At 67.2% G+C, this 16,163-nt stretch carries 11 protein-coding genes; 4 read left to right on the top strand and 7 right to left on the bottom strand.

Annotated features, from left to right (window positions below; genetic code table 11):
• Positions 1-11 precede the first annotated feature (11 nt).
• Positions 12-1,445: a glutamate--tRNA ligase gene (gene gltX / locus TF1_RS07035; RefSeq protein ID WP_011291070.1), complete on the bottom strand. Its 1,434-nt coding sequence runs from the start codon at positions 1,443-1,445 to the stop codon at positions 12-14.
• Positions 1,446-1,947: 502 nt separating this feature from the next.
• On the opposite strand from gltX, the gene TF1_RS07030 reads away from it, so the two are divergent.
• A complete protein-coding gene (locus tag TF1_RS07030) occupies positions 1,948-3,267 on the top strand; it encodes a DUF418 domain-containing protein (RefSeq protein ID WP_061783761.1) in 1,320 nt (439 codons plus the stop codon).
• Positions 3,268-3,479: 212 nt separating this feature from the next.
• Here TF1_RS07030 and TF1_RS07025 read toward each other — a convergent pair whose 3' ends face one another.
• Entirely contained in the window at positions 3,480-4,283 is an 804-nt protein-coding gene (locus tag TF1_RS07025; protein ID WP_011291068.1) for a fumarylacetoacetate hydrolase family protein, read from the bottom strand.
• Between the two features lie 574 nt (positions 4,284-4,857).
• Here TF1_RS07025 and TF1_RS07020 point away from each other — a divergent pair.
• The 3 genes from TF1_RS07020 (at position 4,858) to TF1_RS07010 (ending at position 8,187) form a co-directional block, all read left to right on the top strand.
• On the top strand, positions 4,858-6,648 hold the full coding sequence (locus TF1_RS07020; RefSeq protein ID WP_061783760.1) for a glycoside hydrolase family 6 protein: 1,791 nt from the start codon (positions 4,858-4,860) through the stop codon (positions 6,646-6,648).
• A gap of 300 nt (positions 6,649-6,948) precedes the next feature.
• Positions 6,949-7,287 (top strand): antibiotic biosynthesis monooxygenase family protein, encoded by a 339-nt coding sequence (locus tag TF1_RS07015; protein ID WP_011291066.1) that lies wholly within the window; start codon positions 6,949-6,951, stop codon positions 7,285-7,287.
• A gap of 126 nt (positions 7,288-7,413) precedes the next feature.
• Positions 7,414-8,187 carry a DUF3152 domain-containing protein gene (locus TF1_RS07010; RefSeq protein WP_061783759.1) on the top strand — a complete coding sequence of 258 codons (774 nt, stop codon included), beginning with the start codon at positions 7,414-7,416 and terminating at the stop codon, positions 8,185-8,187.
• Between the two features lie 67 nt (positions 8,188-8,254).
• On the opposite strand, the gene cimA is transcribed toward TF1_RS07010, so the two are convergent.
• The 5 genes from cimA to ilvC form a co-directional block, all read right to left on the bottom strand.
• Positions 8,255-9,838 carry a citramalate synthase gene (cimA, locus tag TF1_RS07005; protein ID WP_011291064.1) on the bottom strand — a complete coding sequence of 528 codons (1,584 nt, stop codon included), beginning with the start codon at positions 9,836-9,838 and terminating at the stop codon, positions 8,255-8,257.
• Between the two features lie 294 nt (positions 9,839-10,132).
• Positions 10,133-11,254, bottom strand: a complete 1,122-nt coding sequence (locus TF1_RS07000; RefSeq protein WP_011291063.1) for a branched-chain amino acid aminotransferase — start codon at positions 11,252-11,254, stop codon at positions 10,133-10,135.
• Positions 11,255-11,463: 209 nt separating this feature from the next.
• A complete protein-coding gene (locus tag TF1_RS06995) occupies positions 11,464-12,528 on the bottom strand; it encodes a 3-isopropylmalate dehydrogenase (RefSeq protein WP_011291062.1) in 1,065 nt (354 codons plus the stop codon).
• A 703-nt stretch (positions 12,529-13,231) separates the two neighbouring features.
• Positions 13,232-14,818 carry a phosphoglycerate dehydrogenase gene (gene serA, locus TF1_RS06990; protein WP_011291061.1) on the bottom strand — a complete coding sequence of 529 codons (1,587 nt, stop codon included), beginning with the start codon at positions 14,816-14,818 and terminating at the stop codon, positions 13,232-13,234.
• Between the two features lie 239 nt (positions 14,819-15,057).
• Positions 15,058-16,053, bottom strand: a complete 996-nt coding sequence (gene ilvC / locus TF1_RS06985; RefSeq protein ID WP_011291060.1) for a ketol-acid reductoisomerase — start codon at positions 16,051-16,053, stop codon at positions 15,058-15,060.
• Positions 16,054-16,163: the final 110 nt, after the last annotated feature.

Below are 16,163 nucleotides of genomic sequence, written 5' to 3'. Positions count from 1 at the left end.
CCACCCCGGGCTCACTCACCAGCAGCTTTGAGCTTCTCCAACGCCGCGCGGAGACGCTCCTGGACCCGGCTCCGGCCCAGCAGTTCCAGCGACTCGAACAGGGGGAGCCCCACCGTGCGTCCAGTGACGGCGACACGGACCGGCGCCTGGGCCTTGCCCAGCTTGAGCCCCTGTGCCGCGGCAACCTCCTCCAAGGCAGCCTTGAGCGGCTCGGCCCGCCACTCCAGGTTCGGGTCGGAGAACCGCTCCAAGGCCGCGGTGAGCATCTCCTCACCCACCCCCGGCTTCATGGCCTTGGCCCAGCTCTTCTCGTCCTCCACGGGGCGGTCCAGGAAGAGGAAGTCCACGTAGGAGACGATCTCGCTGAGGACCGAGATCCGGGTCTGAGCCAGCGGCGCCACGGCCTCGAACACCTGGGCGTCGAAGTTCTCCGCCGGCCAGGGCGCCTTCTCCGATCCCAGCCAGGGCGCACACCGCTCCACGAACTCGGTCGTGTCGAGCGCGCGGATGTACTCGCCGTTGAACGCGCGCAGCTTCTTCTCGTCGAAGAACGCGCTCGAACTGTTGACGTCCTCCAGCCGGAACAGCGGCACCATTTCGGAGAACGGCATGATCTCCCGGTCGTCGCCCGGGCCCCAGCCCAGCAGCATCAAGTAGTTGACCATCGCCTCGGGCAAGTAGCCTTCGGCGAGGTAGTCCTCGAGCGCTACCTTGTCGCGGCGCTTCGACAGCTTCTGCCGTTTCTCGTTGACGATCACCGGCAGGTGGGCCCAGACCGGCGGAGTCTGGCCCAGCGCCTCCCAAAGCAGTTGCTGCTTGGGCGTGTTGGACAGGTGCTCTTCGCCGCGGACCACGTGGGTGATGGCCATTTCCACGTCATCCACCACGTTCGCCAGGACGAACAGCGGGGAGCCGTCCGAGCGCGCGATCACGAAGTCTTCGATCGCGCTGTGGTCGAACTCCACCCGGCCGCGGATCTTGTCGTCCACGACGGTGGGCCCGCCCTCGGGTACCCGGAAGCGCAGGGCCCGGCCCGGCCCCGGCTCCAGCCCTCGGTCCCGGCAGTACCCGTCGTAGCCGAGGTGGGGGTTGCCCCGCCGCTCTTGGATCTGTTCCCGGGTGCAGTCGCAGTAGTAGGCGCGGCCCTTGCGGTAGAGCTCCTCTGCGACCTCCCGGTGCTTGTCGGCGTAGGCCGACTGGAAGTAGGGCCCTTCGAAGTGCGGGTCGCGTTCGTCGATTCCCAGCGCGGACAGGGCGCGCAGGATGCCCTCGGTCCATTCGGGGCGGTTGCGCGCGGCGTCGGTGTCCTCGATCCGGAGCACGAACTTGCCTTCCGGCTGCTGCAGGGCGAGCGCCCAGTTGAACAGCGCCGAACGCGCGCCGCCCACGTGGAACATCCCTGTCGGAGAGGGCGCGAAGCGGGTACGAATAGCCTTGTCAGTCACGGAGTTCAGCCTATCGAGGGGCGTCGCCCGCGCCGGTATGCAACGAACTGCCCGCGGTGTCCCGCCTCCGGGCGGTGCGGCGGCCCGCAAGCCAGGGCTGGGCCTGTCCTCAGCGTCGGGATGCCGCGGCCGCGGTCGTTGGCCACCGCTCCTGTCTCGGAGTAGGTGACACGTGGTGCCAGCGGGGCACCGGAACGGAAATTGTCAGAAAACATCAAGAAAACGCTGCGGCCTCTCGGTTATCCGCAGGCGCAACAGAATCGTTTTCTCCTCGGTTTCCCTGTTTTCTCTCCTCCGCAATCAGAACTGCGCCAGCGTCCCACTGCACCGCTGTGACCAGCATCGATAGCGCTCCAAGCGGCCGCTGTCTTCCGCGAAGGCTTCCCTAGACCGGGACACGCCGCCGCAATCTATATAAAAATGGATTTCTGAACGTGCGCCCGCTATGTCCGTTTAGCTCGGAGACAATAGCTGCCGTCTGACCGACGGGGGAAGGGGAATCATGACCGGACACGACCCCACCGGACCACCGACATCCGACGACGCGGGTACCCACGAGCCCCGGGAGTCGACCGCTCCCGCCCAGCCTGCTCCCCCGTCGCTGAGAGGCCCGGTCCGCCCCGGGGAGCGCGCCTTGGCGCCCGACCTGGCACGCGGCTTCATGCTGCTGCTCATCGTGCTCGCCAACTCGACCTGGTACCTGTGGGCCGCGAGCCCCGGCGAGCTGAGCATCCACCCCTCCGACGGCTCGCTCCTCGACCGGATCGTGCAAGGCGTGCTCATCACCGCGGTGGACGCTCGTACCTACCCCATATTCGCCTTCCTATTCGGCTACGGCATGGTGCAACTGTGGCTCCGGCAGCGGGCCGCTGGAGCTACGGAGCGGGACGTACGCGCCCTGCTACGCCGTCGCAACCTGTGGCTCCTGGTGTTCGGCTTCGTCCACGCCGCACTGCTGTGGCTGGGGGACGTCCTCGGCGCCTACGGCTTCGCCGGTCTCATCTTCGGCTGGCTCTTCCTCCGCCGCACCGACCGGACCCTGCTCGTCTGGTCCGGCATCTTCACCGGGCTCCTCGCGGCCTTGACCGCGCTGTCCGTGCTGGCCTTCATCGTCGCGCCGGAAGGCGCCGCGCCCGCAGAGCCCGCAGAGTCCGGCTCCCCCTCGTGGTTCCCGTCCAGTGAGCTCAACGCCGAAGAGAACTACCTCGCCTCCATGGTGCTCCGGATCCAGGTCTGGGCCTTCCTGGTGGTCGGCCAAGGACTGCTGACCATCAGTGTCCCGATCGCGATCCTGCTGGGCTTCTGGGCTGCCCGCCGCCGCATCCTGGAGGAGCCCGGCAACCACCTGCGCCTACTGCGCATCACCGCTGCCGTGGGCATCCCGCTGGGCTGGCTCACCGGACTGCTGCACGCTCTGGACCACGTCGGCATCCTGTCCCTGTCTGCGGAGGAGAGCGTCGCAGTGGCCTCGATCGCTTCGACGACGGGGATCGCTACCGGGCTAGGCTACGTCGCCCTGTTCGGCCTCATCGCGCACCGTCTCAGCCGCCGCACCAGCCGCGGCCCCGTGCTCACGGCTCTCACCGCGGTGGGCAAACGCTCTCTGTCGTGCTACCTCGCCCAGTCGGTGCTCTGCGCCCCCGTCCTGACGGCCTGGGGCCTGGGGTTGGGCGCCCACTTGCACAGCGCCACCATGGCCTTGTTCGCCACCGGGGTGTGGCTGGTCACGGCGCTCCTCTCCTACCTGCAGGAACGGGCTGGCCAGCGCGGTCCCGCGGAGGTCCTGCTCCGGCGGCTTTCCTACCGCGCCTCCTACAGCTAGTCGGCGTCGTCGCCCTGGACCCGTGGCCCAGACGGGTGCCTCCGCAAGGCACGATGGGGCCACGGGTCCGACGCGTGTGAGGCCTGCGGCGGCGAGGGGCATCCACGGACAGCGCGGCCCCGGCTGCTCCTGCGGATGCGGTGTGTCGGTGCGGGCTTCCTGCACACCGCACGACGGTGCGCCTCCCCGCAGTGCTGCGGGCCGGCAGCGGCTCAGTCGCGGGCCACCACCGGGTTGCTCAGTTCCCCGATCCGGTCGATCGCCACGGTCATCCGCTGGCCTACCCGGACCGGTCCGACCCCTGCGGGGGTGCCGGTGAGGATCACATCCCCCGGCAGGAGCGTCATGAAAGAGCTCACGTAGGAGATGATCTCGGGAATGCTGTGGATCATCTGCCCGGTGTTGCCGTCCTGGCGGACCTCCCCGTCCACGGTGGTGGTGATGCGCAGCTGCGAGGCTTCCTCAACGCTGAGCCCGGTCTCAATCCACGGTCCGAGCGGGCAGAACGAGTCGAACCCCTTGGCGCGGGTCCACTGGTGGTCGGCCTGCTGCAGGTCGCGGGCGGTGACGTCGTTGCCGATGGTGTAGCCGAAGATGACGTCCTTGGCGCGTTCGGCCGGCACCTCCCGGCAGAGCCGGCCGATGATCACAGCCAGTTCTCCCTCGTAGTCCACCCGCGAGGAGAGTTTCGGGTGGAAGACGGGGTCGTTGGGCCCGACCACGGCGGTGGAGGGCTTGAGGAAGACGACCGGCTCCTTGGGGTCCCGTTCGTCCTCAGCGCTGCCTCCCATCTCCGCGATGTGGTCGGCGTAGTTTTTGCCGATGCACACGATCTTGGTGGGCAGGATCGGGGAGAGCAGCCGCACGTCTTCGAGTTTGGTGCGTTCTCCGGTGAGCTGGATCGGCCCCACCAACGGGTGGCTCTTCATCCGGGTGACGAACTGGTTGCCCTCATCGTCGGTATCGACCAAGCCGAAACCTACGTCATCACCGGCCGAGAATCTCGCGATACGCACGGGATTCCCCCTCATCATTTCAGGTGCGGTTAGTTCCCCCAGGCTACCGAGAACCGAATTTCGGTCCGTTTTTCTTGCGCGAGCCCTGAGACCGTTTCCTGTTCCGTTCCGTCACCATCCTTGCGCGTCCTGTCGGAGGGGGGAAAGCACCCCGCGAGATGGCTCCGCCACGGCCTGTTTCCGACCCCCGTCACAAAAGCCCATTTAACGCGGTATTTACAACCGGTCATGAAGTGGCTACTCTCTCTTGGGAGCGCTCCCGTGCCGCTAGTCACACTGGGACGTGAATGGCGTCACGGTAGGGCTCGTCGTGTGACACGCATTTTCGACCCTGCTTTAAGTCCCTAAGTGGGAGCGCTCCCAGCCTTCGGGAGAACTCCCACACAACCAACCGTCCGACGCCACTCTCCCAGCGCTCAAACGGAGGCAGCAGTGTTCACCATCCCCCGCTCCCCTCCGGGGCGCCCGGCCGTCGTCCGCGCAACCACGCCGACCGGTCGGCTGAACACTGCAGCGTCCGGTTCTCGACCATCCCCTTGCGAGAGAACATCCTCCAACCAAGGAAGACACCGATATGAGTAAAGTTCGTGCCACGAACAGACGTTCGTGGATGCGGCGCGGCCTGGCAGCCGCCTCTGGACTGGCGCTTGGCGCCTCCATGGTGGCGTTCGCTGCTCCGGCCAACGCCGCCGGCTGCTCGGTGGACTACACGGTCAACTCCTGGGGTACCGGGTTCACCGCCAACGTCACCATCACCAACCTCGGCAGTGCGATCAACGGCTGGACCCTGGAGTGGGACTTCCCCGGCAACCAGCAGGTGACCAACCTGTGGAACGGGACCTACACCCAGTCCGGGCAGCACGTGTCGGTCAGCAACGCCCCGTACAACGCCTCCATCCCGGCCAACGGAACGGTTGAGTTCGGGTTCAACGGCTCCTACTCGGGCAGCAACGACATCCCCTCCTCCTTCAAGCTGAACGGGGTTACCTGCGACGGCTCGGACGACCCCGACCCCGAGCCCAGCCCCTCCCCCAGCCCTTCCCCCAGCCCCACAGACCCGGATGAGCCGGGCGGCCCGACCAACCCGCCCACCAACCCCGGCGAGAAGGTCGACAACCCGTTCGAGGGCGCCAAGCTGTACGTGAACCCGGTCTGGTCGGCCAAGGCCGCCGCTGAGCCGGGCGGTTCCGCGGTCGCCAACGAGTCCACCGCTGTCTGGCTGGACCGTATCGGCGCCATCGAGGGCAACGACAGCCCGACCACCGGCTCCATGGGTCTGCGCGACCACCTGGAGGAGGCCGTCCGCCAGTCCGGTGGCGACCCGCTGACCATCCAGGTCGTCATCTACAACCTGCCCGGCCGCGACTGCGCCGCGCTGGCCTCCAACGGTGAGCTGGGTCCCGATGAACTCGACCGCTACAAGAGCGAGTACATCGACCCGATCGCCGACATCATGTGGGACTTCGCAGACTACGAGAACCTGCGGATCGTCGCCATCATCGAGATCGACTCCCTGCCCAACCTCGTCACCAACGTGGGCGGGAGCGGCGGCACCGAGCTCTGCGCCTACATGAAGCAGAACGGCGGCTACGTCAACGGTGTCGGCTACGCCCTCCGCAAGCTGGGCGAGATCCCGAACGTCTACAACTACATCGACGCCGCCCACCACGGCTGGATCGGCTGGGACTCCAACTTCGGCCCCTCGGTGGACATCTTCTACGAGGCCGCCAACGCCTCCGGCTCCACCGTGGACTACGTGCACGGCTTCATCTCCAACACGGCCAACTACTCGGCCACTGTGGAGCCGTACCTGGACGTCAACGGCACCGTTAACGGCCAGCTCATCCGCCAGTCCAAGTGGGTTGACTGGAACCAGTACGTCGACGAGCTCTCCTTCGTCCAGGACCTGCGTCAGGCCCTGATCGCCAAGGGCTTCCGGTCCGACATCGGTATGCTCATCGACACCTCCCGCAACGGCTGGGGTGGCCCGGACCGTCCGACCGGACCGAGCTCCTCCACCGACCTCAACACCTACGTTGACGAGAGCCGTATCGACCGCCGTATCCACCCCGGTAACTGGTGCAACCAGGCCGGTGCGGGCCTCGGCGAGCGGCCCACGGTCAACCCGGCTCCCGGTGTTGACGCCTACGTCTGGGTGAAGCCCCCGGGTGAGTCCGACGGCGCCAGCGAGGAGATCCCGAACAACGAGGGCAAGGGCTTCGACCGCATGTGCGACCCGACCTACCAGGGCAACGCCCGCAACGGCAACAACCCCTCGGGTGCGCTGCCCAACGCCCCCATCTCCGGCCACTGGTTCTCTGCCCAGTTCCGCGAGCTGCTGGCCAACGCCTACCCGCCTCTGTAAAGCGGAGTGAGGCAACGGCTGACAACCTCGACGAGGAACTGATCAGCACCTCCTAGCCGGAGACGGCGCCCGTCCACTCCCCGTGGGCGGGCGCCGCTTTTATGCCGACCCGTGCCCCAGCCGCAAGGGGCACGGGTCGGCCTATTCCGGCGATGTCGGTCACGTCGCCCTAGCACCCGGAAACGCCGAGAAAGACTGCCCCGAAACGGTCCTCTCCCATCCCTGCATTAGGTTGGGCCGCAGTCCGGCCTATGGCTTCGTGGGCCGGAACCCAACCCACCATCAACGAGAGGTATCACCATGGCCAGTGTGGTGAAATTCAATGTGCTGACGGTTCCTCCCGGTGCCGGCGCCACCCTGGAGGAGCGTTTCGCCAAGCGCGCAGGCCTCGTGGAGAACCAGCCCGGCTTTGAGGAGTTCCAACTGCTGCGTCCCGTCGACGGGACCGACAAGTACATCGTCTACACGCGCTGGCGCTCCGAAGAGGACTACCAGAACTGGCTGAACAGCGAGGCCTTCCAGCGCGGACACGCCCAGGCCTCTGAAGACTCCCGCCGCAGCAGCCAGGGCGGCCCGGCCGCGTCCGCGAGTGAACTCTGGTCCTTCGAAGTCGTCCAGCACGTCCAGGCCCAGGACTGATCCCGGTGCGGCCCTCGGTTCTTCACCGGGGGCCGCCCACCCCCTTCATCCCTTTTCTTCTCCCCCGCACCCCTTTTGATCTGCAATGATGGAATTTGCGATTCTTGAGAAAGGCCGATCGTGTCCATGACTGCGCAGAAGGCAGGACGACCACGCCGTACCGGTCGACATCGACGGCGTCAACTGCCAGTGGGGACTATCGCGGGGCTGATTGTCGCGCTGTCAGGCGTGGGGATGGTCTCGGCCAACGTGCTCCCGTGGGAACCGTCGGACCCGGCATCCGTGGTCCCCGCCACCTCGCAGGGCAGCAGTTCTCCCATGACGCCGGAGCCCTCGCCGTCCCCGGCACCCCCGCTGCTGCGCTCCGTGGTCGAAGAGGTGCCCAGCGCAAGCGGAGAACTGCGGGTCGTCGAAGGTGACGGGGAGGTCGTCGGCGAAGGCACGCTCCTGCGCTACCTGGTGGAGGTCGAAGAAGGGCTTCCCGGAGACCCCGCCGACTTCGCTGCAGCGGTCGAGCACGTGCTCAGCGACCCCCGAAGCTGGACCCACGACGGCACGCTGGCCTTCCAGCGGGTCGACGAAGAACCAGTGGACTTCCGGGTCACCCTCGCCTCCCCCGAGACCGTAGACCAGCAGTGCGCGCCACTGCAGACCAACGGCTACGTCTCCTGCTTCTCCGGGGAACGCGCGATGATCAACCAGAACCGCTGGGTGTCCGGCGTGCCGCACTTCGACGGCGACCTGGAGACCTACCGCGCCTACGTCATCAACCACGAAGTCGGCCACGCGCTCGGCTACGGCCACGTGGACTGCCCTGCCCCCGGGGAACCCGCGCCAGTCATGCAGCAGCAGACGTTCGGGCTGCAGGGGTGTGAGAAGAACGGGTGGGTGAGCCCCTGACCAGGGTCAGGGGCCGCCCGCGCGGCAAGGGCAGCCGGGCAGCGCCCTGTCCCGGCTGCCCGCCACGTCACTGCTGGGTGTAGCCGCGGCGCAGCAGCCCGTAGGTGAGGGCCTGCTCCAGCGCCGTCCACGACGCCTCGATGACGTTCTCACCCACTCCGACCGTCGTCCACTCGCCCTGCCCGTCACTGCAGTCGATGAGCACCCGGGTGACCGCGTCCGTTCCGGACGTGCCCTCCAGGATGCGGACCTTGTAGTCGACTAGTTCCATCGTGGCCAGGTCGGGGTAGACGCTCTCCAGCGCCGAGCGCAGTGCCCGGTCCAGGGCGTTGACCGGACCGTTGCCTTCCCCGGTTGCCACCACCCGCTCACCCTTGACGTAGAGCTTCACCGTGGCCTCGCTGGCGCTGGACCCGTCGGGGCGCCGCTCGGAGATAGTGCGCCACGACTCCACTTCGAAGTACCGCACCGGCTGGCCGATCTCTTCGCGCAGCAGCAGCTCCAAGGAGGCGTCGGCCGCTTCGAAGCTGTACCCGGCCATCTCCATGTCCTTGACCCGCTCCACGATCCGGCCCAGGGTCTCGCGGTCGCCGGACAAGTCCACGCCGAGCTCTTTCGCCTTCAGCTCCACCGAGGCCCGCCCGGCCATGTCGGAGACCAGCATGCGCATGTCGTTGCCGACCAGCGCCGGGTCGATGTGCTGGTAGAGGTCCGGGTCCACCTTGATCGCAGAAGCGTGCAGCCCGGCCTTGTGGGCGAAGGCGGAGATGCCGACGTAGGGCTGGTGGGTGGCTGGAGCGATGTTCGCGATCTCGGCGATAGCCTGGGACACCCGGGTCATCTCGCGCAGGCAGCCTTCGGGCAGCACATTGCGGCCGCGTTTGAGCACCAAGGCGGGGACGACCGAGAACAGGTTGGCGTTGCCGACCCGCTCCCCGTACCCGTTGGCGGTGCACTGGACGTGGGTGGCGCCCGCGTCGACCGCGGCCAGCGTGTTGGCCACGGCGCACCCCGAGTCGTCCTGGGCGTGGATGCCCAGCCGGGCCCCGGTGGCTTCGCGGACTTCGCTGACGATCTGGAAGACGTCGGACGGCAGCATGCCGCCGTTGGTGTCGCACAGCACCACCACGGAGGCCCCCGCCTCGGCCGCGGTGCGCACCACACGGAGTGCGTATTCGGGGTTGTGCCGGTACCCGTCAAAGAAGTGCTCGCAGTCAACGAAGACGCGCTGTCCCTGGCCCAGCAGGAAGGAGACCGTGTCCGCGATCATCTCGAGGTTCTCCTCGAGCGTGGTGCGCAGCGCCAGTTCGACGTGCCGGTCGTCGCTCTTCGCCACGAGGGTGACGACGGGCGCCCCGGAGTCGCGCAACGCGAGCACCTGGGGGTCCTTCGCAGCCGTGGTTCCCGCCCGCCGGGTCGAGCCGAACGCGGTGAGCTGCGCATGTTTGAGGGACAGTTCTGTTTGGGCCCGTCGGAAGAATTCTGTGTCCTTCGGATTCGCGCCGGGCCAGCCGCCCTCGATGAAACCCACACCGAACTCGTCGAGCAGCTTCGCGACCGCAAGTTTGTCGGCGACGGTGAAGTTGATGCCTTCGCGCTGAGCGCCGTCACGCAGGGTCGTGTCGAATACGTGGAAACTGTCGTCCAGCATGTGGGAACTCCCGGGTCTGGTCTGTGTCACCTGGTGGCCGACCCGCTCCCGCCAACAAAAAAGACCTCTCGTGGACACGAGAGGTCTGCGCGCTGGCGGGGTCCGTTTCAGCCAGCGCGCCTCACGATAATGATCGCCTGAGGCGGCATAGCACCAAGTGTGCCACATCTTGTTCTCTGGGTGCACCCAGGCCCCACATGCACCTGGGGTTTCCCGAGCGGGGGTAGCTCGGGAAACCCCAGGATCGTCACACCGGTGTGCTGGGCTTATGGCCGGTTCGCTCACCCGCGCCCATTAGCGGCCGAACTTGCGGATCCAGCCGTGGGAGTCGGGGCGGGTGCCGTACTGCAGGCCGACGAGCTCCTCCCGCAGGCGCATGGTGATGGGGCCGGGGGTGCCGTCACCGATCTGGAACTCGCCCTGCCGACTCTTCACGTGCGAGACGGGGGTAATGACGGCGGCAGTACCGCAGGCGAACACCTCGGTGAGCTCTCCACTGGCCGCGGCCTCCCGCCACTCGTCGGTAGAAATCCGCCCCTCTTCCACCGGGTAGCCGAGGTCGGGGGCGAGCTTCAGCAGCGAGTCACGGGTGATGCCGGGCAGGAGGGTGCCGGTCAGTTCAGGGGTGAGGAGGCGGGCGTTCTCTCCGGAACCGAAGACGAAGAAGAGGTTCATGCCGCCCATCTCCTCCACCCAGCGGTGTTCCACTGCGTCCAGCCAGACGACCTGGTCGCAGCCCTGTTCGACGGCTTGGGCCTGGGCCAGGAAGCTGGCCGCGTAGTTGCCGCCGAACTTGGCCGCACCGGTTCCGCCGGGCGCAGCCCGCGTGTAGTCCTCGCACAGCCACACGGTGACCGGTTTGACCCCGTTGGCGAAGTAGCCGCCGGACGGGGAAGCGATCAGCACGAACAGGTAGCTGCTGGACGGGCTGTTGACGCCCAGGCCGACGTCGGTGGAGATCATGAAGGGGCGCAGGTACAGGCTGGTGTCAGCCTGGGTGGGGACCCAGTCGCCGTCGTAGGTGAGCAGGGTGTCGATCGCCCCCAGGAACAGTTCTTCGGGAAGTTCCGGCATCGCCATGCGCTTCGCACTGGAGTTGAACCGTGCGGCGTTGGCTTCCGGCCGGAAGCAGGCGATGCTGCCGTCGGGGTGGCGGTACGCTTTGAGCCCTTCGAAGATCTCCTGGGCGTAGTGCAGGACTGAGGTGGCCGGGTCCAGCGACAGCGGCCCGTAGGGCTCGAGTCGGGCATCGTGCCAGCCGCGGTCTGCGGTGTAGCGGATGGTCACCATGTGGTCGGTGAACACTTTGCCGAACCCGGGGTTTTCCAGGATCGCCTCTCGCTCCTGCGGGGTCTTCCGCTCGGTGGAGAGTCGAATATCGAACGTCAACCCGCTTGTGGTGGTGCCGTTGCTCATGTGCTGCCGATCCTCTCGGATACGTCGGAACGGCGACGCTGCCGTCCCGAGGACTCTAGTGTGACGGAAACGACGCACCCGGAGCCAGAGCCAGACCCAAAACCGTGGACACGGCGACGGGCGCGCCCTGGGCGCGCCCGTCGCATCAAGGGGTACTGGTGCTCAGCCGCGCCGCGCGTGAACAGCAGGGCATGAGCGGTGGTGTCCGCCTAGCCCTGCTCCGCTACTCGCTGAGCGATGTCGTCGCCAATCTGGGTGGTGGAGCGGACTCCACCGTTCTTAGCACGTTCCTGCAGGTCCTCGGCTACCGCCTGGTCGATTTGTGCTGCTGCGTCGGCGTAGCCCAGGTGTTCCAGCATGAGGGAGACAGACAGGATGGTCGCCGTGGGGTCAGCCTTGCCCTGTCCTGCGATGTCGGGTGCGGATCCGTGCACCGGCTCGAACATGCTGGGGAAGTCGCCCTCGGGGTTGATGTTGCCACTAGCGGCCAGGCCGATACCGCCGGCCACGGCCGCGCCGAGGTCGGTGATGATGTCGCCGAAGAGGTTGTCGGTGACCACCACGTCAAAGCGCCGCGGCTGGGTCACGAAGAACATGGTGGCTGCGTCGACGTGCAGGTAGTCGACTTCGACCTGGGGGTATTCGGCGCCGACCTCGCGGACCACGCGCTGCCACAGTTCGCCGGCGTAGGTCAGCACGTTGTCCTTGTGGACCAGGGTGAGCTTGTGACAGGGACGCTCAGCGGCTTTGGCGAAGGCGTAGCGGACGACGCGTTCCACACCGAGACGAGTGTTGACGCTGTCCTGGGTGGCGATCTCGTGGGGGGTGCCCTTGCGCAGCACGCCTCCCATGCCGGCGTAGGGGCCCTCAGTTCCCTCGCGCACGACCAGCATGTCGATGTCTTCGGGTGCGACACCGGCCAGCGGGGTGGTCACCCCCGGGTAGAGCCGGACCGGCCGCAGGTTGACGTAGTGCGAGAAGTTGAAGCGCAACCGCAGCAACAGGCCACGCTCCAGGACTCCACTGGGCACCGTGGGGTCGCCGACCGCTCCAAGGAGGATGGCGTCGTGCTGGCGCAGCTCCTCCTCGACCGCGTCCGGCAGGACCTCACCGGTGGCATGCCACCGTTGGGCACCCAACTCGTACTCGGTGGTGTCGAGGGTGAGTCCGTGCCGGGGGGCGACGGCGGAGAGGACCTTGAGCCCTTCGGCAACGACTTCGGGCCCGATGCCGTCACCGGGGATCACGGCCAGCTTCACAGTACGAGCGGACATAGGGAGCCTTGCCTGCCTTCAGTCTGATGGTGTCTTCACGGTGCGGCCGACACGCCGGGTTCCCAGCGGCGGACACGCGACCCGGTGTCTCATGAGTTGAGACGAGCGACAACAGGGATGAGACAAGAGTACCGAAGCAGGCGGGTTGTCGGTGAGGTCAGCACCCTTCCCCCGGGTGGAGGGCGCGCCGCCCAGTGGGAGTCGGCCGCGCACGGACCGGGCCCTCAGTGGCCGGTGGGGCCGCCGTTGTCCCGACGGTCCAGGGCGCGCTGCACGGCTTCGCGTGCCTCGTTGGCTTCAGCAGTCGTGGTTTCGTCCATGGTCAGTCCTCGATTCCTGATCCGGGAACCCATCGGGTTCAGGCATACGCCCCGATGGGTGAGCGTGGAGAAGCCGGACTCCCGGGCTTGAGGAGTGGGGCCGGGTCCGGCGTGACAACGCCTCCGGTGGGATCACCTGACCGGTCCGCAGTGCCAACGTCCTGGGTGAGGTAGTGGCACACCGTTCGCGCCGCGGGCGGTTCTCGTGGTCCGTCGCCCAGCAGGCACGCAACGCTATCTGCTAGGAAGACAGAATATCGGACGCCCAACTAAAAGGGCGGTCCAGGGCCCGGAAAATAGCGCCATACCGGACAAAGCACCCTGATGCCCGGCATAAGAAAAGGGCCCCTCCGAAGGAGCGGGCCCTGGCACGCTGCTGCCGGTCAGTCAACCAAGTCCACGCGGCTGATCTCGGCGCCGATCTCCTTGGAGATCGTCTCGAGGGTCTCGTCGGGGATCGCCGAGTCCACGGTCAGCGCGATCAGCGCCGCACCGCCCTCCTTGTCCCGGCTGACCTGCATGCCGGCGATGTTCACCTGCGCCTGTCCGAGCAGTTGGCCGACTACGCCGACCACACCGGGACGGTCGTGGTAGGAGAAGAACGCCATGTGCTCGCTGGGCGCGATCTCCATGGTGTAGCCGTTGACCTCGACAAGCTTCTCCAACTGGCGCGGCCCGGTCAGCGTGCCCGAGACCGACACGCGCTGGCCGTCGGAGAGGATGGCCCGCACCGTGATGACGTTGCGCCAGTCGGGGCTCTCCTCCTCGGTGGTCAGGCTCACCTCGATACCGCGCTCCTTGGCTACCAGAGGCGCGTTCACGTAGGTCACAGCCTCTTCCACGATGTCCGTGAAGAGGCCCTTGAGCGCGGCCAGCTCGATCACCTTGACGTCGTGGGCGACGATCTCGCCCCGGACCTCCACCTCGACCCGGGTGATCGCACCGTCGGCGAGCGCGGCGAGGATACGGCCGAGCTTCTCCGTCAGCGGCAGCCCCGGCTTGATGTCCTCGGCCACGCCCTTGCCCTGGATGTTGACCGCGTCCGGCACGAACTCGCCGGCGAGCGCAAGCTTGACGGACCGGGCCACCTGGGTCCCGGCCTTCTCCTGCGCCTCGTGCGTGCTGGCCCCCAGGTGCGGAGCCACCACCACGTTCTCCAGCTCGAACAGCGGGCTGTCCGTGCAAGGCTCCTTGGCGAACACGTCCAGCCCAGCGCCGGCCACACGACCTTCCTTGAGCGCGTGGTAGAGGGCCGTCTCGTCCACGATCCCGCCGCGCGCAGCGTTGATGATCCGGACCGTCGGCTTGACCTTGCGCAGCTCTTCCTCGCCGATCAGGCCGATCGTGTCCTTCGTCTTGGGCAGGTGGATCGTGATGAAGTCGCTGCGCTCCAGCAGCTCGTCGAGCTCGACGAGCTCCACCCCCAGCTGCGCGGCCCGGGCAGGCTGCACGAAGGGGTCGTAGGCGATCAGCTTGGTGCCGAACGCCTGGAGCCGCTGGGCGACGAGCACGCCGATCCGTCCCAGGCCCACGATGCCGACGGTTTTGTCGTACAGTTCGACGCCGGTGTACTTGGAACGCTTCCACTCGCCGCGCACGAGGGCCGCGTGGGCAGCAGCAGTGTTGCGGGCCGTGGCCAAGAGCAGGTTGATGGCCTGTTCCGCTGCACTGATGATGTTGGAGGTGGGCGCGTTGACGACGAGCACGCCCGCCTTGGTGGCGGCCTCGACATCCACGTTGTCCAGTCCGACGCCCGCACGCGCCACAACCTTGAGGGAGGGCGCCGCGGCCAGCACCTCAGCGTCCACTTTGGTGGCGCTGCGCACGATCAGCGCGTCGACTCCGGCGAGCGCGGGAAGGAGCTGGGAACGGTCGGCGCCGTTGACGTGGCGGACTTCAAAGTCCTCTTCCAACAGCGCGATTCCTGCGGGCGAAAGTTCTTCCGCGACCAGGACGACTGGCTTGGGCACAACGAATTCCTTAGAGGGAGTGCGTGTGGGTTCGACTGCGGTCGCAGCCACGACATTGCCGGCGTCGGCTCCGGCCAGGCGCCAGAACGAGGAGAAGTCTAGCGCTGGGTGGCTCTACCGTGACAGGAATCCAGCTTAACCGACCCCCTGTCCCGGGATTGGTGTGGACCACCCCTCCACGCGAGGAGGGTCCCGGAGTGTCACACACCCGGGACCCGTGAGCGACTGCCGTAGCCGGATCAGTTCTTCAGCCAGCTCATCAGCGAGCGCAGCTCAGTGCCGACCTTCTCGATCTGCTCGCCCTGCTCGGCCTCACGCCGCTTGAGGAAGTTCGGACGGCCCTTGTCGAACTCCTCCACCAGCTCCTTGGCGTAGGTGCCGTCCTGGACCTCCTGGAGGATCTTGCGCATCTCCTCGCGGGTGGACTCGGTGATGACGCGCGGACCCCGGGTGTAGCCGCCGTACTCGGCGTTGTCCGACACCGACCAGTACATCTTGGAGATGCCGCCCTCGTACATGAGGTCGACGATGAGCTTCATCTCGTGCAGGCACTCGAAGTAGGCCACCTCAGGCTGGTAGCCCGCCTCGACCAGGGTGGCGAAGCCGGCCTTGATCAGCTCGGAAACGCCGCCGCAGAGCACGGCCTGCTCGCCGAACAGGTCGGTCTCGGTCTCTTCCTTGAAGGTGGTCTTCAGCGCACCGGCGCGGGTGCCGCCGATGGCCTTGGCGTAGGAGAGGGCCAGGTCCCAGGCCGAACCGGAGGCGTCCTTCTCCACGGCGACCAGCACGGGAACGCCGCGGCCGGCCTCGAACTGGCGGCGCACCAGGTGGCCCGGGCCCTTGGGGGCGACCATCGCCACGTCCACACCCTCCGGCGGGGTGATGAGGCCGTAGCGGATGCTGAAACCGTGCCCGAAGAACAGCGCGTCGCCCTCGTTGAGGTGCGGGGCGATCTCGTTGGCGTACAGGTCGCGGTGGATGTGGTCGGGCACCAGGATCATGATGAGGTCGGCTTCCTGGGCCGCCTCCGCCGGTGTGACGACCCGCAGGCCGTCCTCTTCGGCCTTGGCCCGGCTCTTCGAGCTCTCGGGGAGCCCGACCCGCACGTCGACGCCGGAATCCCGCAACGACAGCGCGTGCGCGTGCCCCTGGCTGCCATAGCCGATGACGGCGACGGTACGCCCCTGGATGATATTCAGGTCTGCGTCGTCGTCGTAGTACATCTGTGCTGCCACTTCGGCTTAACTCCTTGCTGAGAGATCTGTCGTCCGTACGACGCGACGGGCGGAACCGGGCCGGACGCCGCCGCGCCGGGACTTGTGGAATCCCCGGCGGGAATCCCCGG

Origin of the sequence: Thermobifida fusca NBRC 14071 = JCM 3263, assembly GCF_001592045.1 — a bacterium.
GTDB classification, from domain to species: Bacteria; Actinomycetota; Actinomycetes; order Streptosporangiales; family Streptosporangiaceae; genus Thermobifida; species Thermobifida fusca.
The sequence above is the reverse complement of the archived record's forward strand: the minus strand, read 5'-3'. Positions and strand labels throughout refer to the sequence as shown.

Coding starts and splice junctions, on each gene's coding strand:
- TF1_RS07030 (WP_061783761.1), top strand. CDS start 1,948: ATGACCGGACACGACCCCACCGGACCACCGACATCCGACGACGCGGGT.
- TF1_RS07020 (WP_061783760.1), top strand. CDS start 4,858: ATGAGTAAAGTTCGTGCCACGAACAGACGTTCGTGGATGCGGCGCGGC.
- TF1_RS07015 (WP_011291066.1), top strand. CDS start 6,949: ATGGCCAGTGTGGTGAAATTCAATGTGCTGACGGTTCCTCCCGGTGCC.
- TF1_RS07010 (WP_061783759.1), top strand. CDS start 7,414: ATGACTGCGCAGAAGGCAGGACGACCACGCCGTACCGGTCGACATCGA.
- cimA (WP_011291064.1), bottom strand. CDS start 9,838: ATGCTGGACGACAGTTTCCACGTATTCGACACGACCCTGCGTGACGGC.
- TF1_RS07000 (WP_011291063.1), bottom strand. CDS start 11,254: ATGAGCAACGGCACCACCACAAGCGGGTTGACGTTCGATATTCGACTC.
- TF1_RS06995 (WP_011291062.1), bottom strand. CDS start 12,528: ATGTCCGCTCGTACTGTGAAGCTGGCCGTGATCCCCGGTGACGGCATC.